The 20623-nt window shown below is 73.2% G+C and carries 20 protein-coding genes; 14 read left to right on the top strand and 6 right to left on the bottom strand.

Translation table 11 applies throughout. The annotated features are described in order from the left end of the window. Positions 1-30: 30 nt before the first annotated feature. Positions 31-2268: an alpha-N-acetylglucosaminidase gene (locus tag ACFYUZ_RS25835; protein WP_389312998.1), complete on the bottom strand. Its 2238-nt coding sequence runs from the start codon at positions 2266-2268 to the stop codon at positions 31-33. Positions 2269-2651: 383 nt separating this feature from the next. Between ACFYUZ_RS25835 and ACFYUZ_RS25830 the strand changes: the two genes are divergently transcribed. Further along, positions 2652-3299 (top strand): alpha/beta fold hydrolase, encoded by a 648-nt coding sequence (locus ACFYUZ_RS25830; protein ID WP_389312996.1) that lies wholly within the window; start codon positions 2652-2654, stop codon positions 3297-3299. An 80-nt stretch (positions 3300-3379) separates the two neighbouring features. Here ACFYUZ_RS25830 and ACFYUZ_RS25825 read toward each other — a convergent pair whose 3' ends face one another. Together ACFYUZ_RS25825 and ACFYUZ_RS25820 are read right to left on the bottom strand one after the other, a co-directional pair. Next, a complete protein-coding gene (locus ACFYUZ_RS25825) occupies positions 3380-4084 on the bottom strand; it encodes an adenosylcobinamide amidohydrolase (RefSeq protein WP_389312994.1) in 705 nt (234 codons plus the stop codon). Positions 4085-4285: 201 nt separating this feature from the next. Continuing rightward, positions 4286-5944, bottom strand: coding sequence for an FAD-dependent oxidoreductase (locus ACFYUZ_RS25820; protein WP_389312992.1), 1659 nt, complete (start codon positions 5942-5944; stop codon positions 4286-4288). Between the two features lie 231 nt (positions 5945-6175). On the opposite strand from ACFYUZ_RS25820, the gene ACFYUZ_RS25815 reads away from it, so the two are divergent. From ACFYUZ_RS25815 to ACFYUZ_RS25785, 7 genes are all read left to right on the top strand, one after another. Further along, positions 6176-7297: a SchA/CurD-like domain-containing protein gene (locus ACFYUZ_RS25815; protein ID WP_389312991.1), complete on the top strand. Its 1122-nt coding sequence runs from the start codon at positions 6176-6178 to the stop codon at positions 7295-7297. A gap of 113 nt (positions 7298-7410) precedes the next feature. Further along, on the top strand, positions 7411-7866 hold the full coding sequence (locus ACFYUZ_RS25810) for a cupin domain-containing protein (RefSeq protein WP_030690528.1): 456 nt from the start codon (positions 7411-7413) through the stop codon (positions 7864-7866). Further along, the gene (locus ACFYUZ_RS25805; protein WP_389312989.1) at positions 7863-9131 is read left to right on the top strand and encodes a beta-ketoacyl-[acyl-carrier-protein] synthase family protein; all 1269 of its coding nucleotides are present in this window, start codon (positions 7863-7865) and stop codon (positions 9129-9131) included. The genes ACFYUZ_RS25810 and ACFYUZ_RS25805 overlap by 4 nt, the downstream gene beginning before the upstream one ends. Beyond that, complete coding sequence (locus ACFYUZ_RS25800; RefSeq protein ID WP_389312987.1) at positions 9128-10378, top strand: ketosynthase chain-length factor; 1251 nt, start codon at positions 9128-9130, stop codon at positions 10376-10378. The genes ACFYUZ_RS25805 and ACFYUZ_RS25800 overlap by 4 nt, the downstream gene beginning before the upstream one ends. A gap of 26 nt (positions 10379-10404) precedes the next feature. Further along, positions 10405-10662: an acyl carrier protein gene (locus ACFYUZ_RS25795; RefSeq protein ID WP_389312985.1), complete on the top strand. Its 258-nt coding sequence runs from the start codon at positions 10405-10407 to the stop codon at positions 10660-10662. 1 nt (position 10663) lies between these two features. Then, entirely contained in the window at positions 10664-11143 is a 480-nt protein-coding gene (locus ACFYUZ_RS25790) for an SRPBCC family protein (protein ID WP_389312983.1), read from the top strand. Positions 11144-11179: 36 nt separating this feature from the next. Next, positions 11180-11512 (top strand): TcmI family type II polyketide cyclase, encoded by a 333-nt coding sequence (locus tag ACFYUZ_RS25785; protein ID WP_389312981.1) that lies wholly within the window; start codon positions 11180-11182, stop codon positions 11510-11512. A 79-nt stretch (positions 11513-11591) separates the two neighbouring features. Here ACFYUZ_RS25785 and ACFYUZ_RS25780 read toward each other — a convergent pair whose 3' ends face one another. Together ACFYUZ_RS25780 and ACFYUZ_RS25775 are read right to left on the bottom strand one after the other, a co-directional pair. After that, a complete protein-coding gene (locus tag ACFYUZ_RS25780) occupies positions 11592-12620 on the bottom strand; it encodes a methyltransferase (protein ID WP_389312979.1) in 1029 nt (342 codons plus the stop codon). Between the two features lie 55 nt (positions 12621-12675). After that, positions 12676-13740 (bottom strand): nitrous oxide reductase family maturation protein NosD, encoded by a 1065-nt coding sequence (locus ACFYUZ_RS25775; RefSeq protein ID WP_389312978.1) that lies wholly within the window; start codon positions 13738-13740, stop codon positions 12676-12678. A 322-nt stretch (positions 13741-14062) separates the two neighbouring features. Between ACFYUZ_RS25775 and ACFYUZ_RS25770 the strand changes: the two genes are divergently transcribed. From ACFYUZ_RS25770 to ACFYUZ_RS25745, 6 genes are all read left to right on the top strand, one after another. Then, positions 14063-14692: a sortase gene (locus ACFYUZ_RS25770; RefSeq protein WP_389312976.1), complete on the top strand. Its 630-nt coding sequence runs from the start codon at positions 14063-14065 to the stop codon at positions 14690-14692. A 412-nt stretch (positions 14693-15104) separates the two neighbouring features. Continuing rightward, positions 15105-16592 carry a sensor histidine kinase gene (locus ACFYUZ_RS25765; protein ID WP_389312975.1) on the top strand — a complete coding sequence of 496 codons (1488 nt, stop codon included), beginning with the start codon at positions 15105-15107 and terminating at the stop codon, positions 16590-16592. Between the two features lies 1 nt (position 16593). Then, the gene (locus tag ACFYUZ_RS25760; protein WP_229860368.1) at positions 16594-17001 is read left to right on the top strand and encodes a roadblock/LC7 domain-containing protein; all 408 of its coding nucleotides are present in this window, start codon (positions 16594-16596) and stop codon (positions 16999-17001) included. Next, entirely contained in the window at positions 16998-17354 is a 357-nt protein-coding gene (locus ACFYUZ_RS25755) for a DUF742 domain-containing protein (RefSeq protein WP_093872449.1), read from the top strand. Before ACFYUZ_RS25760 ends, ACFYUZ_RS25755 begins: the two co-directional genes overlap by 4 nt. After that, a complete protein-coding gene (locus tag ACFYUZ_RS25750) occupies positions 17335-17958 on the top strand; it encodes an ATP/GTP-binding protein (RefSeq protein WP_389312974.1) in 624 nt (207 codons plus the stop codon). The genes ACFYUZ_RS25755 and ACFYUZ_RS25750 overlap by 20 nt, the downstream gene beginning before the upstream one ends. Then, the gene (locus ACFYUZ_RS25745) at positions 17955-19400 is read left to right on the top strand and encodes a cytochrome P450 (RefSeq protein WP_389312972.1); all 1446 of its coding nucleotides are present in this window, start codon (positions 17955-17957) and stop codon (positions 19398-19400) included. Before ACFYUZ_RS25750 ends, ACFYUZ_RS25745 begins: the two co-directional genes overlap by 4 nt. Before the next feature lie 27 nt (positions 19401-19427). Here the strand turns inward: ACFYUZ_RS25745 and ACFYUZ_RS25740 are convergent, their stop codons facing one another. After that, positions 19428-20459, bottom strand: a complete 1032-nt coding sequence (locus ACFYUZ_RS25740) for a hypothetical protein (RefSeq protein WP_389312971.1) — start codon at positions 20457-20459, stop codon at positions 19428-19430. Positions 20460-20623: the final 164 nt, after the last annotated feature.

Below are 20623 nucleotides of genomic sequence, written 5' to 3'. Positions count from 1 at the left end.
CACCCCGTCACCGTCGGGCCGCGCACCCCGTCACCGTCCGGCGGCGGTCGCCACGGCCAGGGCCGCGGCGACCTCGCCCGCCAGGGCGACCGGATCACCGGACGGAGACGTCGGATAGGCCTGCCGCCCGTGGGCCCAGGCGTCGTCCCTGGCGAACCAGTCGACGGCGACCGGCGCCGCGCCCCGGACGAGCGCCGTGTCGAGGCCCGCGAAGTAGTCCGCCCAGCGCGGCCCGTACACGTCCTGGACGAGACCGTCCCACTCGCGGTTGGCGTAGTCGTGCAGGCCGCCGCTCTCGCTCGGTCCCCGGTCGGCCCAGGTGGTGAGGATCGAGCGGGCGTCGTACTCCAGCCGGTCGCTCTCCTCCGCGTCGGCCCCCCAGGAGCGGGCGTCGGCGAGCCACGGGCCCAGCAGGAAGCGGCGGTCGGAGGCGACGAGCCGTCCGAGCAGCTCCTCCGCGGCGTTCCACTCGCGCACCAGCGCCCGGAACCCCTCCGGGTCCTTCGCCTCGTACGCGGCCCTGATCCGCGGCAGCAGGAGCCGCCCGCGGTTGGTGAGCGCCTGGCGCGCCACGTCCACCAGGTCGAAGCGGTACGCGTCCGAGCCCCGCAGCGCCGGGGCCACCTTCAGCAGCTCCGACAGGGCGCGCTCCACCGTGCCGGCGTCGTACCGCATGGCGGTCGGGCTCCAGCGTGCCGCCTTGACCGCCGTCAGGCTCGGCCGCGCGGTGAAGAGGCTGTCCTGCGGCTCGCTCCACGTACCGGAGGCGCCGCTGTACGGGCCGAGGCGCAGCTGCTCCCAGGCGGCGGCCGCGTGCGGGTCGGCGCCGCCGTAGCGCCGGGCGGCGTACGCGGCGAACCAGGCGCGCTGGTCGACCGGGCCCGGCTCCCAGGCGAGTTCGGTGAGCAGGTCGAACGCGGCGGGGTTCCCGCCGGTGCCCTCCGGGAGGTAGGCGATGCCGCGCAGCGCGCTGTCCGACCGGCTCAGCCACGCGTGGAAACGGTCCGTCCACACGCCGGTGTTGGCGCCCAGGCTGGTGTGCCCGCCGAAGTTGGCGATCGAACCGAACGCGTAGGGCGCCCCGCCCCACTGCGTCTCGCGGTCGAGCCCCTCGTAACGGTCGGACAGGCCGTCGACGATCAGCACCCGGCTCCGGTCCACCCCGCTCAGGAGCGCCGCGGAGGGGTTGTTCTGCCAGCCGAGCATGACCCAGGTGGCCCCGGGACGCGCGGTGTCCAGGGCCCGCTGCACGGCCTGGGCCGCCCGCGCGACGTCGACCGGTCCGGGGGTGCCGCCCTCGTGCAGCGGGTCCATCTTGAACATGTCGCTGTCACCGAACCGGTGCCGCTGCGCCCGGTAGTAGGCGGCGGCCAGTTCGGCGAAGACGGGTCCGGTCGGATCCAGCCAGTCGGGCCGGGCGAACCCGACCCACCTGCCCTGCGGGACGGTGACCGCGCCCGGGTTCCGGGCGGCGAAGTCCGGCGGCACCGTGCCGAAGAAGCCCGGCAGGACGGGCGTCATCCCCAACGAGCGCAGGTGCTGCGCGATCCGGCCCCCCAGCGCCGCCCGGGCCTCGATCAGCCGCTCCGACACCGGTCCGCCGAAGCCCGACATGTTCTGCAGCAGCCACCAGGCCTGGTGCGCGGGGCCGGGGATCCAGGCGCGCAGCTCCGCCGCCTCGTAGCCGAACCCCTGGAGGGCCCGGTAGTACGGATACTCGGCCCCGGTGGGCACGAAGACCTCGTTCACGCCGTGCAGCGCCATCAGGTCGATGTCGCGCCGGTACGAGGCGAAGTCGCGGTACGCGCCGGAGTAGCCCTCGTCGGTGTCGTTCAGGGCGTAGCGGTGCGGCACGTTCGCCGATCGGGTGACCGTCCCGGGCACCGCGGGAAGCGTGACCGGCAGCCGGCCGACGCTGTCGCCAGGCCACCCGATGTCGACCCCCGCGACCCGCTCCAGATACCAGCCCACCCCGGTCAGCAGCGTGGCCGGCGAGGTGCCCCGCACCTCGATCGCCCCCGCCCCGCCGGAGAGGGAGAAGTAGTCCCCGGAGCCCGGTTCCTCCACGGGGACCAGGGTGAACTGCGCGGCCCGGGACGGCAGCAGGCGCTCCAGCCCCGCCCGGGCCGGGCCGGGGTCGAAGGGGGCTGCGGCGGAGGATGCGGCGCCGCCCGGCGGAGCCGGCAGGCCGGGCGCGGCGGCGGTCACGACGGCGAGCACCGCGACGACGAGGGCGTCGCGGCAACGGCGGATCAGGCGGCTGCCCATCTGGCTCCCTGCTCGAACGGGACGACGACCGGGGCCCGTCTCCGACCGGCCCCTGGACGATCACTCTCCGGCGTCCCGCGCCCCCGGCCGCGCAAGCGGAGCCGGAGGACCGACGGCGCTCATCCTTGCGGGTGCGTGCGTTCGATTCGCGGGTGCGAGCCGAGCCGGGTTCCGGGGGCGGCCCGCCCGGGACGGACGATCCGTCGGCAGGACCGCGGTGTATCTGACGACCGGTGAGGCCTGGCAGACTTCGGGCCTCAGACGGCAAGCGACTCCTGGAGGCAGCCCATGGCGCAGCGGCCCGGTCACACGGCCCGCACGGCCCGCGCGAGCGGGTACGTCCCCCGGCCATCACGCCGGCGCCCGAGCGGGACGGCGACGCGATGAACCTGTGCCCGACCCGGCGCGCCGATCCGACCGCGCTCGTCGTCCGCAGCGCGCCCGCCGTGCCCACCGCCGCCGTGCTGCTGCTCCACGGCGGCCGCGCCGACGGCCCCGAGCCGCCGCCCGCGCTCAACCTGCCGGCCCTGCGCATGCGCCCCTTCGCCGCCGCCGTGACCCGGGCCGTCCGGGGCCGGGGCGTGCTGATCGCCGAGGTGCGCTACCGCCACCGCGGCTGGAACGGCGCCCGGGCCGACGCGGCCCGGGACGCCGAGGCCGCCCTCGGACGGCTCCGGGAGCAGGCCGGGCCCGTGCCCGTCGTGCTCCTCGGCCACTCCATGGGCGGCCGGGCCGCCCTCCGCGCGGCGGGCGATCCCGCCGTGCGCGGGGTCGTCGCGCTGGCGCCCTGGTGCCCCGCGGACGAGCCCGTGGACCACCTCGGCGGCCGGCGCCTCTACCTGCTCCACGACGAGACCGACCGGGTCACCTCGGCCCGCCAGTCCTGGGAGTTCGTCCGCCGGGCCCGGGAGGCGGGCGCCGACGCGGCGGGCATTCCCATGCCGACCGGCGGGCACGCCATGCTCCGGGGCGCGGACCTCTGGCACCGACGGGCGGCCGAACTCACCGCGGCGCTGCTCTCGCACGGCTGAGAACGGACAGGGGAGGGGAACGGTCAAGGGGAGGGGAACGGACAGGGAGAGGGGAACGGACGGGGGCGCGGGCGCCCGGGTCAGCAGGTGCCGGACGGGGAGGCCGGCAGCTCCGCGCAGGCCGCCCGCGTCGCCGCGTGCACGGCGCGGGCGAGCCGCGCGCCCCACAGCGACCGCGGTCCGGCGAACGACTCGACGCAGCTCCCGGCGCCGGCGGCCGGCGAGGGCGCGGCCACGCAGACCGCGTCCGTCGGCGTGCCGGAGGCGTCGGCGCCCAGTTCCACCAGGGCCTGCACCTTGGCCTCGGTGGCGGTGGCGACCGCGTTCACGAGGGCGGCGTCCGTGAGCGGCACCGGCAGGGACACGATGATGTTGATCGTGCCGGGCCTCGGCGCCGCCACGCCGCCGGCTCCGGGGGAGGCGGCCCACCCCCGTACCCCGATCCCGGCGGTGACCAGGGCCTGCGCGCCGCCGTCCACGGCGTGCCGCCGGTCCGCGACCGACGCCGCGGTCATGAGCCCTACGCCCGCGCCTTCGAGGCCGGCCCCGGAGGCCAGGTCACGGAGGTGGGCGACGGGGTCGAGCCGGGTGTAGCCGGGCGGGACCTGGGCGTTGACGACCCACCGGCGCTCGCCGATGCCTCCGCCGAGGACGGCGCTCGACACCATGCGGACGCCCGGACCCGGGGCCCACACGAGGAGCGGCCACTCCTGGCCCCCTTCCCCGTGGGAGAGGAGCGCGGCGTCGGCGAGCGACGGGCCGGTGAGAAGGGTTCGCGGAAGCACCCCACACCCTAACGCGCGGCCTCGGAACGTCCCAGGTCGGTGGGGGTCGACGCAGGTCTGCCGGGGCCGCGTCGGCCGCGGGACGATCGGCCCGCGGCCCCCGGACCGCCACCGACGCCGACGGGCGGGGCGGTCCGCTCCCGTGGGAACGCGGAACGCCCCGCCCGTCCGGTGGGCGTCGCCGCCGTGCGGACCGGCCCGTCAGTCCAGGGCGAGCACCGCCGTGAGGGCCGCCCGTACGGCCGATTCCGGGTCCTCCGACGTCCCTTCGGACCGCCAGGCGACGAATCCGTCCGGGCGGACCAGCACCGCACCGTTCACGGTGACGCCGTGGGCCTCCGCCCAGTCCTCGCCGCCCGGGACCGAGAGCTCCGCGTCGGGCCCGTCGCCGATCCGGTACGAGTCGAGGGGCACCGCCAGCCGCTCGGCGACGCGCGCCGCCGCCGTGTGCCAGCCGCCGATGGCCCCCGCCGAACTCAGCAGCACGAAGGACCGCTCGTACAGGTCCAGGGTGGAGATCCGGTCACCCGCGCGGTCCAGCCACAGGTGCGGCGCGCGGCTGCCGGGCTCGCCCGTCAGCCGCAGGCCGTCCGGGACGACCGGCACCGCCGGGTCCGCGCCCAGGACCGCGCCGTGCGGATAGCGGTAGCCCAGCGCCACGTTGAGGATGCCGCCCTGCTTCCCGCCCGGGCCGCCCGACCCCGGCTCGGGGGAGTACCCCGGGTGGCTGTGCTCGACCGAGCGGGACGAGGCGCGGGCGCTGGTCGCCTCCGCGACCGGCCGGCGCTCCGCGTCGTAGGACGCGAGCAGACCGGGACCGGCCCAGCCGTCCAGTACGGCGGCGAGCTTCCAGGCGAGGTTGTGCGCGTCCTGGATGCCGGTGTTGGAGCCGAAGGCCCCCGTGGGCGGCATCTCGTGGGCCGAGTCGCCGGCCAGGAACACCCGCCCGTCCGCGTACCGCTCGGCGATCCGCTCGGCCGCGTGCCAGGGCGCCCTGCCCGTGATCTCCACGTGCAGGTCCGGCACGCCCACGGCGCGCCGGATGTGTTCCCTGCACCGCTCGTCGGTGAACTCCTCGAGCGTCTCCCCGAGTTCGGGGTGCCAGGGGGCGTGGAAGACCCACCGCTCGGCGTTGTCCACCGGCAGGAGCGCCCCGTCCCCCTCCGGGTTCGTGAGGTAGCAGACGATGAAGCGGCGGTCGCCGACGACGGCCGCGAGGTCGCGCGACTCGAAGGTGACGCTCACGTTGTGGAACAGGTCGCCCGGGCCGGTCTGCCCGATGCCGAGCTGCTCGCGGATCGGGCTGCGCGGGCCGTCCGCCGCGACGAGGTAGTCCGCCCGGACCGTGGTGTGCTCGCCCGTCTCCCGGCTCTTGACCCGGGCCGTCACCCCCTCGTCGTCCTGCTCGAACGACATCAGCTCGGTCGAGTACCGCAGGTCCCCGCCCAGCTCCCGCGCGCTCTCCAGGAGCACCGGTTCGAGGTCGTTCTGGCTGCACAGGCACCATTCGGCGGGGCTGAACCGGGCCAGGCCGCCACCCGGGTCGATGTGCCGGAACAGCCACTCGCCGGCATCGCCCACCAGGGTCGGCGTCTGCAGGATCCCGTTGTTCGCCGACAGGGTCTTCGCGGCCTCGTGGATGCGCCCGCGGACACCGGCGCCCCGGAAGACCTCCATGGTGCGCACGTTGTTCCCGCGTCCGCGCGGGTGGATCGAGGTGCCCGCATGACGCTCGACGAGCGTGTGCGGCACCCCGAGGCGTCCCAGGAAGAGCGAGGTGGACAGGCCCACCAGGGAGCCGCCCACGATGAGGACGGGCGTGCGGTGTCCGATCTCACCGGTCGCTTCGGTTCGGTTCATCGATGGCCTCCAGCGTCACCGGTGACGCGGGTCGGGGATGGGATGCACATGCCTGCCCTGCCGAGCCCGGGACCGTGCGCGAGGGCCACCCGAATGACGCGCGGTTCACTCATCCGCTCCGTGGGGCTCGCGTGGATGTCGGGGTCGCGTGAAGGTTCGGTACATGACGACCCCGGCCTTCCCGGCCCGGCGGTCCCTTCCCGCTCTCATGAGGAGAAAGAGGTGCGCCGGATGACCACCACGCCACGCATATCGCAGTCGGTGTTCGACGGGTCCAGGCTGCGGGTGATCCTGCTGCTCGACCTGTACGACGGAGCCCAGCAGCAGTTCCTGGAGGCGTACGAGGTCATGCGCAAGCAGGTGGCCGCCGTCCCGGGCCACATCAGCGACCAGCTGTGCCAGTCCATCGAGAACCCCTCGCAGTGGCTGATCACCAGTGAGTGGGAGAGCGCCCCGCCCTTCCTCGCCTGGGTGAACAGCGAGGATCACGTCGAGGTGGTCAAGCCGATGCACAGCTGCGTCCGGGACACCCGGTCCATGCGCTACAGCATCCTCCGGGAGACCGGCGCGCAGCGGCCGCTCTCGCCCCAGGCCGCCTCGGGCGAGCAGGTGGCGGCCCGCGTGGGCGACGGGGTGACCCGTCACGCGCTCACCTTCACCGTCAAGCCCGGCTCCGAGTCGAAGGTCGCGGAGCTCCTGGCCGGCTACGAGTCGCCCGAGGCCCAGGTCGACGAGAACACGCGGCTGCGCCGCACCTCGCTGTTCATGCACGGCAACCGCGTCGTGCGGGCCGTCGAGGTGGAGGGCGACCTCCTGTCCGCGCTGCGGCACGTCGCCCGGCAGCCCGGCGTCCGGGCCGTCGAGGAGGCCATCAACCCCTACCTGGAGCAGGACCGGGACCTCACCGACCCCGAGTCGGCCCGCCTCTTCTTCACCCGGGCGGCCCTCCCGGCCGTGCACCACGTGGTCTCCGCCCGCCCCGAACCGACCGACCTGCGGCGCCACGCCCTGTACTACCCGGCGAAGGAGGGTCGCGGTTCGGACCTGGCGCGGCTGCTCGCCCAGCAGGACGCGGAGGCGGCGGTCGACCCCGACAGCCCCGTGTACGGCAGCACCGTCTTCCAGCGCGACGACGTCGTGGTGCGCCTCGTCGACGTCGAGGGCGAACTCGACCTCGACCCCGTCGCCGCCCTCGGCGTCAAGGGCGAGCGGAAGGCCAAGGTCCTCGAACGTCTCCTCGACGGTGCCGCGATCGGCGTCGAGGGGTCACTGGACACCGAGCGCAACCTCAACCGGCTCCTGTCGCACGCCGACATGCTGCCCGTCACCGACCGTCGCGCGGCCGACTCCTGAGGAAACGGTCCAGGCTCCCCGGCCCCCCACCGTGGGCCTCGCCCCTGGCACCCACGGTGGGCCCGCGCCCGACCGTGCGTCACACGTCATCGCCACACCCGGAGGTATCAACCATGCTCCAGCAGCGTCCGCGCATCGTGAACCTGAGCGACACGGAACCCAACCGCAGACGCGGAGGTGACCTGCGGGCCATGCTCACGCCCGCCACCGTGGGCTCCACCAGCGGCTTCATGGGGCTGGCCATCATCCAGCCGGGCGACCGCATCGGCGAGCACTACCACCCGTACTCCGAGGAGTTCGTGTACGTCGTCCAGGGCCTGCTCGAAGTGGACCTGGACGGCGAGACGCACACGCTCCTGCCGGACCAGGGGCTGCTGATCCCCATCGACGTCCGGCACCGGTTCCGCAACGTCGGCGACGTGGAGGCCCGCATGGTCTTCCACCTGGGCCCCCTCGCCCCGCACCCGAGCCTCGGCCACGTCGACACAGAGGAGACGGCCGCGACGGAACCGCACTCCTGCGACGGCGACCATGGACGGGCGCTCGAGCGGGAGGGGGCCCTCGAGTGACCCGGCGCGTGGCCGTCACCGGCATCGGCGTGGTCGCACCGGGCGGCGCCGGCACGGCGGCGTTCTGGGACCTCCTCTCGCAGGGGCGGACGGCGACCCGGGGCATCACCCTGTTCGACCCCGTCGGCCTGCGCTCCCGCATCGCCGCCGAGTGCGACTTCGACCCCTACGCCCACGGTCTGCCTCCCGAACTGAGCGAGCACAACGACCGGTACGTCCAGTTCGCCGCCGTCGCCGCGGAAGAAGCCGTCCGCGACTCCGGGCTCGACACCGCCGCCGAGAACCCCTGGCGCGTCGGCGTCAGCCTCGGCAGCGCCGTCGGCGGCACCACCCGGCTGGAGCACGACTACGTCCTGGTCAGCGAGGGCGGGCGGCGGTGGGACGTGGACCACCGCGCCGCCGACCCGAAGCTGCACCTGGCGTTCGCGCCCAGCACGCTCGCCGCGGTGGTCGCCGAACAGTTCGGGGCCCACGGCCCGGTGCAGACCGTCTCCACCGGCTGCACCTCCGGCCTCGACGCCGTCGGCTACGCCTTCCACACCATCGAGGAAGGCAGGGCGGACGTCGTCATAGCCGGGGCGTCTGACTCGCCGATCTCCCCGATCACCATGGCCTGCTTCGACGCCATCAAGGCCACGTCGCCCGACAACGACGACCCCGAGCACGCCTCCAAGCCCTTCGACGACCGCCGCAACGGCTTCGTCATGGGCGAGGGCGCGGCGGTCCTCGTCCTGGAGGAGTACGAGCACGCCAGGGCCCGCGACGCGCACATCTACTGCGAGATCAGCGGCTACGCCACCTACGGCAACGCCTACCACATGACCGGACTGACCGGCGAGGGACTGGAGATGGCCCGGGCGATCGACACCGCGCTCGACCAGGCCAGGCTCGACCCCACGGCGATCGACTACGTCAACGCGCACGGCTCGGGCACCCGCCAGAACGACCGGCACGAGACCGCCGCCGTCAAGCGCTCCCTGGGCTCCCACGCGTACGACACGCCCATGAGCTCCATCAAATCCATGGTGGGCCACTCGCTCGGGGCGATCGGCGCGATAGAGGTCGCCGCCTGCGTGCTCGCCCTGAAGCACCAGGTGGTGCCCCCGACCGCCAACTACGAGATCCCCGACCCCGAGTGCGACCTGGACTACGTGCCGCGCACCGCCCGCCCCCGGAAGCTGAGGAACGTGCTCTCCGTCGGCAGCGGCTTCGGCGGGTTCCAGTCCGCCGTGCTCCTGACCGGGCCGGGCGGGAGGAAACGATGAGCACACAGCGGCCACGGCGGGCGGTCGTCACCGGAATCGGTGTGATCGCCCCCAACGGACTGCGCACCGACGCGTACTGGAAGTCCGTCCGGGAGGGCCTCGGCGTTCTCGGCCGGATCACCCGCGAGGGCTGCGAGCACCTGCCCCTCAAGGTCGCGGGCCAGGTCGAGGGCTTCGACGCCTCGGCCCTCATCGACGAGCGCTTCCTCGTCCAGACCGACCGGTTCACCCACTACGCCATGGCGGCCGCGGCCCTCGCCCTCGACGACGCCGGCCTGGCCCACGAGGACGGCATCGAGGACCCCTTCTCCGTCGGCGTCGTCACCGCCGCCGGATCGGGCGGCGGCGAGTTCGGCCAGCGCGAGCTGCAGAAGCTGTGGGGCCAGGGCTCCAAGTTCGTCGGCCCCTACCAGTCCATCGCCTGGTTCTACGCCGCGAGCACCGGCCAGATCTCCATCCGGCACGGCTTCAAGGGCCCGTGCGGGGTGGTCGCGAGCGACGAGGCCGGCGGCCTCGACTCCCTCGCCCACGCCGCCCGAGCCGTCCGGCGGGGGACCGGCGCGATGGTCGTCGGCGCCGCGGAGGCCCCCCTCGCCCCGTACTCGATGGTGTGCCAGCTCGGTTACCCGGAGCTGAGCACCGTCGACGACCCGGACCGCGCCTACCGCCCCTTCACGGCCAAGGCCTGCGGCTTCGTCCCCGCCGAGGGCGGCGCCATGCTCCTCGTCGAGGACGAGGCCCGCGCCCTCGACCGGGGCGCGACCGCACGGGCCACGGTCGCCGGCCACGGCGCCACCTTCACCGGCGCCTCCCGCTGGAAGGAGTCCCGGGAGGGGCTCGCCCACGCCGTCCGGGTCGCCCTCGACGAGGCGGGCTGCGCCCCGGAGGAGATCGACGTCGTCTTCCTCGACGCCCTCGGCGTACCGGAGGCGGACCGCGCCGAGGCCCTGGCGCTCGCCGACGTGCTGGGCGCGCACGCCACGCGCGTCCCGGTGACGGCGCCCAAGACCGGCTACGGCCGGGCCTACTGCGGGGCACCCGTACTGGACACCGCGGCCGCCGTGCTCGCCATGGAACACGGCCTCGTGCCCCCCACCCCCAACGTGTACGACATCGACTGCGACCTCGACGTGGTGATGTCCCGCGCTCGGCCCGCCGAGCTGCGCACGGCCCTCGTCCTCAGCAGGGGACTCATGGGATCCAACGCGGCGCTCGTCGTGCGCCGCGGTGGCGGACTCGCCCGGTAGGACCGGGCGGGGAAGGAGAAACGCACATGATCACCACCGGACTCACCTTCGGCGAACTGGCCGCGCTGATGAAGCAGTCGGCCGGCGTCACCGTCGACCCCGCACAGCTCGAAGAGGCCCCCGAGACCCCGTTCAGCGGCCTCGGCGTCGACTCGCTCGGCCTCCTCGGCATCGTCGGCGAGCTGGAGAACCGGCACGGCGTGGCACTGCCCACCGACGCCGAGCGCTGCAAGACGCCGGCGGAGTTCGTCACCCTCGTCAACAACACCCTCGCAGGAGTCTGACGTGTCCGGACACACCGACAACAGCATCACCATCGACGCCCCCCTCGACCTCGTCTGGGACATCACCAACGACATCGAGAACTGGCCCCGGCTCTTCAGCGAGTATGCCTCCGTCGAGGTGCTGAAGCGGGAGGGCGACACCACCACCTTCCGCCTGACCATGCACCCGGACGAGAACGGCAAGATCTGGAGCTGGGTGTCGGAGCGCACCACGGACCGCGCGAACCGCAGGGTCCGGGCCCGCCGCGTCGAGACCGGACCGTTCGCGCACATGGACATCGCCTGGGAGTACGAGGAGCTGCCCGGCGGAGTCCAGATGCGGTGGGTCCAGGACTTCGCGATGAAGCCCGACGCCCCCGTCGACGACGCGTGGATGACCGACAACATCAACCGCAACTCCCGCACCCAGATGGCCCTCATCCGGGACCGCATCGTGCAGGCCGCGCGCGAGCGGCGGAGCGCGCCGGTCACGCCCGCCTGACGGACGCGGGCCAGGACCATCCGAGGAAGGAAACCGATGCACCACGCACTGATCGTCGCCCGCATGGCGCCCGGCTCGGCGCCCGCGATCGCGGACGTGTTCGCCGACTCCGACCGCGGCGAGCTGCCGCACCTGGTGGGGGTCGCCCGTCGCAGCCTGTTCCAGTTCGGCGACGTCTACCTGCACCTCATCGAGTCCGAGCAGGACCCGGCGCCGAACGTCGCCAGGCTGGCCGGACACCCCGAGTTCCGCGGCGTCAGCGAGCGCCTGTCGGCGTACGTCAGCGCGTACGACCCGGCGACCTGGCGCAGCCCCAAGGACGCCATGGCGCACTGCTTCTACCGCTGGGAGCGGGACGCCGGCTCCTGAGCCGGGAACCCGGTGAAACCCGAGGCCGCCCGCCCCGCGTCAGACGCGGAGCGGGCGGCCTCGGGTTCTCCCGGCCCGGTCAGGCGGGCACGGTGCACTCGAAGGCGTGGAGGTACGCGTTGACCGGACGGATCTCGCCGATGACGAGTCCGGCGTCCGAGAGCCGCTCCACCATGCTCTGCCGGGTGTGCTTCGCGCCGCCGACGTTGAGCAGCAGGAGCAGGTCCATGGCCGTCGTGAACCTCATCGACGGGGTGTCGTCCACGAGGTTCTCGATGACGACGACGCGGGCCCCGGGCCGCGCCGCCTTCCGGACGTTCGCCAGCGTCCTGCGGGTGCTGTCGTCGTCCCACTCCAGGATGTTCTTGATGATGTAGACGTCGGCCCGGACCGGGATGTCCTCCCGGCAGTCACCGGGCTCGATCCGGACCCGGGAGGCGAGCGAGCCGCCCTCCCGCAGCCGGGGATCGGCGTTGCCGACCACCGCGGGCAGGTCGAGCAGCGTGCCGTGCAGCGAGGGGTGCTTCTCCAGGAGGCTCGCCAGGACGTGGCCCTGGCCGCCGCCGATGTCCACGACGGAGGAGGCCCCGCCCAGGTCGAGCAGCGCGGCGACGTCCTCGGCCGACTGCCTGCTCGACGTCGTCATGGCCCGGTTGAACACGTACGCCGACTCGGGCGCCTCCTCGTTGAGGTACGAGAAGAACTCCCTCTCGTACACGTCCTCGAAGACGTTCCGGCCGGAGCGCACCGCCTCGTCGAGCTTGGGCCAGACGTCCCAGGTCCAGGGCTCGGTGCACCACAGCGCGATGTAGCGCAGGCTGTGCGGGTCGTCCTCGCGCAGCAGACGGGACATCTCCGTGTGCGCGAAGGCGCCGTCGGGCTGCTCGGTGAAGACGCCCTGGCAGGACAGGGCGCGCAACAGCCGCCGCAGGGTCCGCGGTTCGGTCTTCACCGCGGCCGCGAGGTCCTCGGCGGTCATGGGCGTGTCGCCCAGCGCGTCGGCCACACCCAGACGGGCGGCCGCGCGCACGGCGGCGGCGCATGCCGCGCCGAAGACGAGTTCTCTCAGCCGCATGGGCGGCGGGGGAGCGGAATCGACGGTCGTCATCTGTTTCGCCTTGCCTTTGCTGTCGTGCCGTACGGGTGGGGGAGGGGGCGGGGGGTCAGCACATGCCCGCGGGCTCGGAGACGCCGCAGGTGTTGCCGCGGAAGGTGTTGGTCTTGGAGACGTCGCGGTCGGCGAGGTCGGCGGTGCCGTTGCGCAGCGCCACGTTGTCGCGGATCTCGATCCGCTCGTTGGGGACGCCCACGAAGCTCTTGAACAGCACGATGCCGCCCGACAGCGGCGAGCTGCCCACGTTGTCCTCGACCCTGTTGTGCGCGACGACGGTGTCCTCGGCGCCGGTGATCACGATGCCCGAGCCCTGCAGGGCGGGCAGGCGCGGCGTCTTCGGGCACAGCTTGTTGTTCCCGTGGATGTCGTTCCGGCGCACGCTCATCGCCCCGGCGCGCGGCGTGGACTCGTCGCCGACGACGAAGACGGCGGCGCAGTTGCCGGTCGCCTCGTTGTGGTCGACGGTCAGGTTCCGCAGGCGCCGCACGGTGATGCCGATCCGGTTGCCGGACACGCGGTTGCCGCTGACGACGGTGCCGTGGGTGTCGGTGGCCCCTCCCTCCTCGGTGACGGTGTTGGCCAGGAAGAGCCCGGCGTCCCCGTTGTTCCGGGCGAGGTTGTGCCGCAGCACGCCGCGGACGGAGCGCTCCTGGGCGATGCCCCAGGTGCCGTTGGACTCGGCGGTGACCCCCTGGACGCGCAGGCGGTCGGTCCACTTGGCCCACAGGCCGTTCTTGGCGAAGCCCCGGAGGGTCAGCGAGCGCACGGTCACGCCCTCGACGGGGCGGGCCTCGGTGCCGGTGACACAGATGCCGTTGCCCGCCTGGGCGCACGCGTCGGCGCCAAGGGTGCTCGCGGGCACGAGGACGGTGGGGAAGACGCTCGAACCGCGGAGCGTCAGGTGCGGGGTGGTGATGCGGACGCTCTCGCGGTACGTGCCGGGGGCGAGGAGGATCGTGTCGCCGGGGCGCGCGGAGTCCACGGCCTTCTGGATCGATTCGCCGGGCTTCACCCGGTGCACCGATCCTTTGGCGGCCGACGGCGCGGCGGCGCCGAGCCCCGAGGCCGTGAGGGCCGCGGTGCACGCCAGGAGGGCGATCTGTCGTTTCGTCATATCGTGAAGTTATGAGCGGGTGTTCCGACCCGCCACCGCTGATCCCCCGGCCGGGACGGGGCCGCCGGAGGGCCCCGGCGGCGGGGCGTACCGGCGCTGGGCCGTTCGCGTGCGGGGCGAGATCACCCGTGGGGCGGTACGCCCACCGCGGTGACCTGCTGCGACGGGCGCGGCCGCCGGCGGTTGTGAGCCCGACCGGAGGACGGCCGAACGCGCTCCCCGTGTTGCGGGGGCCGCGCACCGGCCTTTGCCTCGTGCACGGAGCACAGCACGGGTGCCGCGCGAAGGAGCCGGCCGGAAAGCTCCACCGAAGGAGAGAAGCATGCGTCGCGCACGTACCGGTCTGCAGGTCGGCCTGATCGTCGGCGTCGTCGTCCTGTCCGCCCCCACGGCACTCGCCGCGCCCGGGGGGTCCGACGTCCGCATCACCCCCCTGAACGCCTCGCCCGGTACCACCGTCACCGTCTCCACCACCGCGTGCGGCAAGGAGACCTACGGCAAGGGGGAGTCGGAGGCGGGCGGCCGGTTCCACCTCCTGCCGGGCGACCGGTCGGGCGTCCTGGTGGGCGAGTTCGTCGTCCCGGAGGGCGCCGCCTCCGGAACGGACACGGTCACCCTGAAGTGTCCGCCGCGGATCAAGCAGACCGTCACGTACCACATCTCCGGCCGGCCCCACGGCGGCGTCGACGCCGGCTTCGGCTGGGCGGCCGGCGCGGCGGGCCGTGCCGGGAAGGCCGTGGCGACCCCTGTCGAGAAGGCCGTGGCAACCCCTGTCGAGAAGGCCGTGGCGGCGGCCCCTGCCGGAAAGACCGTGGCGGCCCCCGCCGGGAAGGCCGCGACGGACTCCACGCGCACCCCGCTCGTCCTGGGCGGCGTCCTGCTGGCCGGTGCCGTGGCGGCCGGGGCGGTCCGGCTGCGCCGACGCGAGAGGGGAGCCCGTACCTCCGCCTGACCGTCGAGGCGCTGTCCTCGGCGGGGAGTGGCCGCCACCCGGACGTCCGGGTGGCGGCCACTCCCTTGTATCGCAGAAGCCAGAACCTGATCGGTTTATTGCATTTTCAATGCGGTGGTTGGTCGTTTTTATCTGCATGGAATGACCGGTGGAGGCTGTCCTTCCAGCAAGGTCACATGGCGAACCCGAACTGACTATGCTCCCCGATGTGTTGCGGAGCGCTCACAGCGAGTCATGAACGCTGCGGGCGCACGGACGGAGCGCGGCTGCGGAAAGCGGCCATCGACGCGATCTCGAAGCGACCCGTCGGCGCATCGCAGCACCTCAGTCCGTTCATTTCAGACGGTTTAGGGACCCCTTGATGGTTCGTGCAGGTTCAATTTCCAGACCCCGGCCGACCGCCGTCGCCCGGGTGTGGCTCCTCCCTCCCGGAGTCCTGGCCGCGGCCTCCGCCATAGCGCTGCTGCTCTGTCCCGCCCCGATACGGACACCGGTCGCCTGGTGCGGACTCGCCGCGGTCCTCCTGACGGCCCTCACCTCCGCCGCCGCCGCGCGCCGAACCCGCGCGGTGGAAGCGGACCGCCACAGACGGGCGAGCACCGAGGCGGCGGAGCGGCACGCCCAGCGCGAGGCCGAGCTGCTCGGACGCCTGGCCGATCAGCGGGCCACCGTCGTCTGGCTCGCCGAAGAGCTCCTGCCTGCGACCGTCGCCCGTCTGCAGAAGGGCGACCCCTCCTCGGAGATCCTCAACGCCGTCACCTTCGGGAAGCACCTCGACCCCGACTACACCGAGGCGCTCAAGGGGGCCCTGCGGACGTTCCTGGAGGCCGTGGAGGCCGAGGAGCACACCCGGGACGCCTCCCAGCGGGCCCTGGTGGCGGTCGCGCGCCGGGTCCAGGCGATCGTGCACCAGCTCGCCAAGGACCTCCACGCCATGCAGATCCTGCACGGCACGGACCTCGTGGTCTCCCGCGGCCTGCAGAACGTCGACCACCGGAACGCCCTGATCGGCCGCCTCGCGGCCAGCATCGCGGTCCTCGGCGACGCCCGGCCCGGCCGTCAGTGGTCGAAGGCGATCCCGCTCTACGACGTCCTGCGCGGGGCCATGTCACGCATCGTGGACTACCCCCGGGTGAAGCTGCAGTCGGTGACGGAGGTGGCGGTGATCGGCCCCGGCGCGGAGCCGCTGATGCACCTGCTCGCCGAACTCCTCGACAACGCCACGACGTTCTCGCCGCCGCACACCCCGGTGGAGGTGACCGCGAGCGAGGTGCCCTCCGGCATCGCCATCGAGATCGAGGACCGCGGCGTGGGACTCACCGAAGAGGTCCGGCAGCGCGTCGAGCGCGTCATGGCGCAGTCGCAGACCGGAATCAACCTGTCGGGCCTCGGCGAGCTCACTCAGCTCGGTCTCCCGGTCGTCAGCCGGCTGGCGCGCGAGCACGGCTGCGAGGTCGACCTGCGCACCTCCGCCTACGGAGGCGTACGGGCGGTGATCCTCGTCCCCCGCCGTCTGATCACCACGGTCCCGCAGTCCGCCCTGCGGATCCCGGACGCCGCTCGGAGGCGTGCCGGCGGCGGCCCCGTCCTGCCCCGGCCGACACCGGCACCCGACGCCGCCACGGGCTCCGGGGAGGTCAGGAAGACCGCCAACGGACTCCCGCAACGACGACGGGAGTCCCCCGTGCTCCCGCAGCGACGACGCGAGTCGCCCGTCCCCACCCCGGTCGTCCAGACGGGGCCCGCCCCCGCCGATCCGGCGGCCTCCCGGAGCACCTCCGGCAGCACCCGCCAGCCGGGTCTGATGTGGGAGGCGTTCAACGGCGACAAGCGAGGCGACAAGAGAGCGGTCGCCGAACCCTCCCCTTCCCCCAGCGAGCCGTCAGATGAGGACGAGTAACATGCAGCCACTGCCGAACATGGACTGGATGCTCACGGAGCTCGTGAGCAGCGTCCCGTACGTGCGCCACGTGGTCGTCCTGTCGTCGGACGGCCTGTGCATCGGGCAGGCGAACACGGCCCCCGACACCGCCGACGCGATCGCCGCCGCCTGCTCCGGCATCCAGAGCCTGGCGCGGGCCATCTCCCAGATGTTCCCGCAGGGGGACGGATCGACGCGGATGGTCGGGATCGAGGCCGACGGCGGCTACTTCTCCCTGATGGCGGCCGGCCCCGGGGCCTATCTCGCGGTCCTCGCCGACCAGGAGGTGGACGCCGGACTCCTCGGCGACCGCATGCGGACGCTGGTGATCCGGATCGGCCAGCACATGACCAGCCCTCCCCGTGAGGACGTCGGGCAGGCGATGTGACGTCGGAGAACCAGGACCCCTGGAATGAAGGCACACCCGTCCCGCTCTACGTCATTACCGGTGGCCCGGACTCCGCGGCCAAGAGCTTCAACCTGGTCACCCTCATCGCGACGAGGGCCGAGCCCGACCCCGCCATGCAGCCCGAGCACGCGGCCATCCTCACCCTGTGCTCGTACCCGCTCTCGGTGGCCGAGGTCTCCGCATACCTCAGCCTTCCCTTCAGCGTCGTCACCGTGCTGCTCTCCAAACTCGTGGAAGAGGAGCGGGTCGAGGCCATCGCGCCCGTCCCCGTGGCGGCCTACCCCGAACGCGGCCTACTGGAGGCGGTGATCCATGGACTACGCAAGCTCTGACGTGCTCGACGCCGGCCGGCGCGACGCCGACCTGCTGCTGCCCCACGGCGCCAGGGGGGTGAAGGTCGTCGTCGTCGGCGGCTTCGGAGTCGGCAAGACCACGATGGTCGGGGCGGTGAGCGAGATCCCGCCCCTGACCACCGAGGAGACCATGACGCAGGCGGGCGTCGGGATCGACGACAACCCCGGCGCCAAGGACAAGAAGACCACGACCGTCGCGATGGACTTCGGACGGATCAGCATCAACGAGGAGCTGATCCTCTACCTGTTCGGCACCCCCGGACAGGAGCGCTTCTGGTTCCTGTGGAACGGCATCTTCGAAGGCGCGCTCGGCGCGGTGGTCCTCGTCGACACCCGCAGGATCGAAGTCTCCTTCGAGGTCATCACCCGGCTGGAGGACCGCCGCGTCCCGTTCGTCGTGGCCGTCAACGCCTTCCCGGAGGCCCCGAAGTACCCCATCGCCGACCTCCGCACCGCTCTGGCCCTCAGTGAGACCGTGCCCATCGTCACCTGTGACGCACGGGACCGGGCGTCCTGCCGCGACACCCTGCTCTCGCTGATGGGCTACCTGTGCACCCTCGCCGCCGCCCAGGAGACTGCATGACCGTCCCGCCCACCGAACACGCCACCGCACAGCCCGGAGCCGTCCCGCCCCCGGGCTGCCCGGCCCACATCGCCGACGGCCCCGGCGGAGCCACCCGGCTCTACGGTCCCGCCGCGGAGACGGACCCCATGGGCCTGTACGAGAAGCTGCGCGCCGCCCACGGGCCCGTGGCGCCCGTCCTGCTCGACGGAGACGTACGCGCCTGGCTCGTCCTGGGGTACCTGGAGAACCGCGACGTGGCCAGCCGCCCCACCCAGTTCTCCCGCGACCCCCGCGTCTGGCACGGCTGGCGCAGCGGGGAGATCGACCCCGCCACCTCCCCGCTCATCCCGATGATCGGCTGGCGCCCCGACTGCGTGTGCGCGGACGGCGAGGAGCACCAGCGGCTGCGCGGCGCGGTCACTGCCGGCCTCAGCCAGTTCGACCACCGGGGCGTCCGGCGCCACATCACCCGCTTCGCCCACCAGGTGATCGACACCTTCTGCGAGAACGGCGAGGCGGAGCTGGTGGAGCAGTTCACCGAGGCCGTGCCCATGCTCACGCTCAGCCATCTGCTCGGGATGTCCGACGAGTCCGCCCCCAAGCTCGTGCACGCCGCCCGTGACCTCTTCAAGGCCACCGAGACCTCGCTCGCCAGCAACGCCTACGTGCTCGAGTGCCTCGAACAGCTCGTCGCCGAGAAGCACGCCCGGCCGGGCCACGACATCGCCTCCGCGCTGCTCGCCCATCCCGCCGGGCTCAACGACGAGGAGGTCCAGCACCACCTGCGGCTCATCCTGCTCGCCGGCTACGAGACGACCGCGAACCTCATGTCGAACGTCATGCGCATGGTCGTCACCGACCCCCGGTTCCGCGGTTCGCTGGCGGGCGGCCAGATGACCCTGCCCGAGGCGGTGGAGCAGGTCCTCTGGGACGAGCCGCCGCTCATGGTGTGCCCGGGCCGCTGGGCCAACGCCGACACCACCCTCGGGGGACAGGAGATCAAGGCGGGGGACATGCTCCTGCTCGGTCTGGCCGCGGGCAACGTCGACCAGGCGATCCGCCCGGACTCCGAGACCCCCGTGCACCACAACCGCGCGCACCTGTCCTTCAGCGCGGGCACGCACGAGTGCCCGGGCCAGGACATCGGCCGCATCATCGCCGACGCGGGCATCGACATCCTGCTCACCCGGCTGCCCGACATCGCGCTGGCCGTCCCCGAGGAGAGCCTCAGCTGGCGCTCCTCCACCTGGGCCCGGCACCTCACGGCCCTGCCCGTGACCTTCGCCCCGCGCCCGCCCCGGTCCGACGACCTCCCGGACCCGCTCCCGGCCCCGCCGCCCCGGAGCGACGGCGGGCCCGTGCCGCCCCCGCGGCCGGTGCCCGTTCCCACGGCGGCACGAGGGCCCGAGCCCCGTGCCTCCTGGCTGACGCGCGTCAGGCGCCTTCTGCGCAGGGGGTAGGCCCGCGCCGGGACCGCCCCGCTGCCCTCACCCCGGGAACGGAACGTCCCCGGAGGCGTAGCGGGGTGCCCCGGTGTACCAGGCGTGGAGGCCGGAGAGGAAGCCGCAGGCCCCCTCGACCCAGGTCTCCAGCTCGGTCCGCTCGTCGCGGTCGAGGCCGAAGTGCCGTACGAGCAGCGGAAGTTCGCTCCGCCGGAGGTGGTCGAAGTCCCGCAGCCGGGCGTTGACCAGGTTCAGGGCGGCGGGCACGGCGTCGTGGAGGGAGATGCCCAGGGACGTCCCGACGACCAGAACCAGGTTGTTGACGTCGTTCTCCTCGTGCACCTCCCTTTCGTAGGACGCGATGTCGTTCGCCAGTCCCATGAAGTCCATGAAGGCGTCGAGCAGGGCGCGGACGGTCCGGGTGTGCCGTATCTGTTCGGGTATGCGCGCGCCGGTGGCCAGCTCGACGGAGTAGGGGGCGGTGTAGGCGGCGAAGCTCTCCCGGCGGAACGGGGCGTAATCGATCAGGTGGGGAATGCGGCCGCTGCGGCTGTTGGCCAGTTCCTCGACCCCCGCGTCGACGTACCGCGCCAGGGCCCGGTTGAACTCCCCCCGCCAGTGCGCCAGCCTCGGGGGGAAGAGCTGCTGCTGCAGATCGGCGATCCCCCGCTCGACGGCGTTCGCCGGCTCGGGCAGCCGGGCGCCGCGCTCGGGCCGCAGGAAGGCGTGCAGCCGGGCGGTGAACCGCCGGGCCGCGGGAAGGTCGCCGGTCTGCTTGAAGGCGGAGGCGAAGTAGTCGTCCCAGGCGAGGGCCCAGATGTTGAACCGGTGGTTGAGCCGTAAGGCATCGAGCGAGGCGTCGGGGAGGGTCCAGGCGGTCAGCTGGTCGACGGTCATGGCGTGGAACTTCGACCGCGTCCAGATCGCGGTACGCGCCGAGGGCCAACGGCCGTCGTCCAGCATCCCCATGCCGCGCGCCCAGGACTCGCTCTCCTCGTGCAGGGCCGGGAGATACGGATTCACCCGCAGCGCGTAGGGCATCCACAACTGCGGCAGCTCGACGGCACGCACGGTCATGGGACCGACCTCCTTCTCACTCCGGCCCGCATCGCTGTGCCGCGAGGCCGGACGCTGCCCGGTCCACGGCTCTGCAAACCTGCCCACCAGAGACGACCGGAAACCGTTCAACTAAACGAGATCGGCGATCAGTTCGGGTTCACTCGCGAAACAGAACGGACCTG

It is taken from the genome of Streptomyces sp. NPDC004266, from assembly GCF_042874095.1.
Lineage (GTDB): Bacteria > Actinomycetota > Actinomycetes > Streptomycetales > Streptomycetaceae > Streptomyces.
This window is presented reverse-complemented; position numbering and strand designations above follow the sequence as displayed.

Bases quoted from the DNA above. Each gene is read 5' to 3' on its own strand.
- ACFYUZ_RS25795 (WP_389312985.1), top strand. From the start codon at position 10,405: ATGATCACCACCGGACTCACCTTCGGCGAACTGGCCGCGCTGATGAAG.
- ACFYUZ_RS25785 (WP_389312981.1), top strand. From the start codon at position 11,180: ATGCACCACGCACTGATCGTCGCCCGCATGGCGCCCGGCTCGGCGCCC.
- ACFYUZ_RS25745 (WP_389312972.1), top strand. From the start codon at position 17,955: ATGACCGTCCCGCCCACCGAACACGCCACCGCACAGCCCGGAGCCGTC.
- ACFYUZ_RS25830 (WP_389312996.1), top strand. From the start codon at position 2,652: ATGAACCTGTGCCCGACCCGGCGCGCCGATCCGACCGCGCTCGTCGTC.
- ACFYUZ_RS25740 (WP_389312971.1), bottom strand. From the start codon at position 20,459: ATGACCGTGCGTGCCGTCGAGCTGCCGCAGTTGTGGATGCCCTACGCG.
- ACFYUZ_RS25760 (WP_229860368.1), top strand. From the start codon at position 16,594: ATGCAGCCACTGCCGAACATGGACTGGATGCTCACGGAGCTCGTGAGC.
- ACFYUZ_RS25835 (WP_389312998.1), bottom strand. From the start codon at position 2,268: ATGGGCAGCCGCCTGATCCGCCGTTGCCGCGACGCCCTCGTCGTCGCG.
- ACFYUZ_RS25770 (WP_389312976.1), top strand. From the start codon at position 14,063: ATGCGTCGCGCACGTACCGGTCTGCAGGTCGGCCTGATCGTCGGCGTC.
- ACFYUZ_RS25815 (WP_389312991.1), top strand. From the start codon at position 6,176: ATGACCACCACGCCACGCATATCGCAGTCGGTGTTCGACGGGTCCAGG.
- ACFYUZ_RS25810 (WP_030690528.1), top strand. From the start codon at position 7,411: ATGCTCCAGCAGCGTCCGCGCATCGTGAACCTGAGCGACACGGAACCC.
- ACFYUZ_RS25820 (WP_389312992.1), bottom strand. From the start codon at position 5,944: ATGAACCGAACCGAAGCGACCGGTGAGATCGGACACCGCACGCCCGTC.
- ACFYUZ_RS25800 (WP_389312987.1), top strand. From the start codon at position 9,128: ATGAGCACACAGCGGCCACGGCGGGCGGTCGTCACCGGAATCGGTGTG.
- ACFYUZ_RS25750 (WP_389312974.1), top strand. From the start codon at position 17,335: ATGGACTACGCAAGCTCTGACGTGCTCGACGCCGGCCGGCGCGACGCC.
- ACFYUZ_RS25775 (WP_389312978.1), bottom strand. From the start codon at position 13,740: ATGACGAAACGACAGATCGCCCTCCTGGCGTGCACCGCGGCCCTCACG.
- ACFYUZ_RS25780 (WP_389312979.1), bottom strand. From the start codon at position 12,620: ATGACGACCGTCGATTCCGCTCCCCCGCCGCCCATGCGGCTGAGAGAA.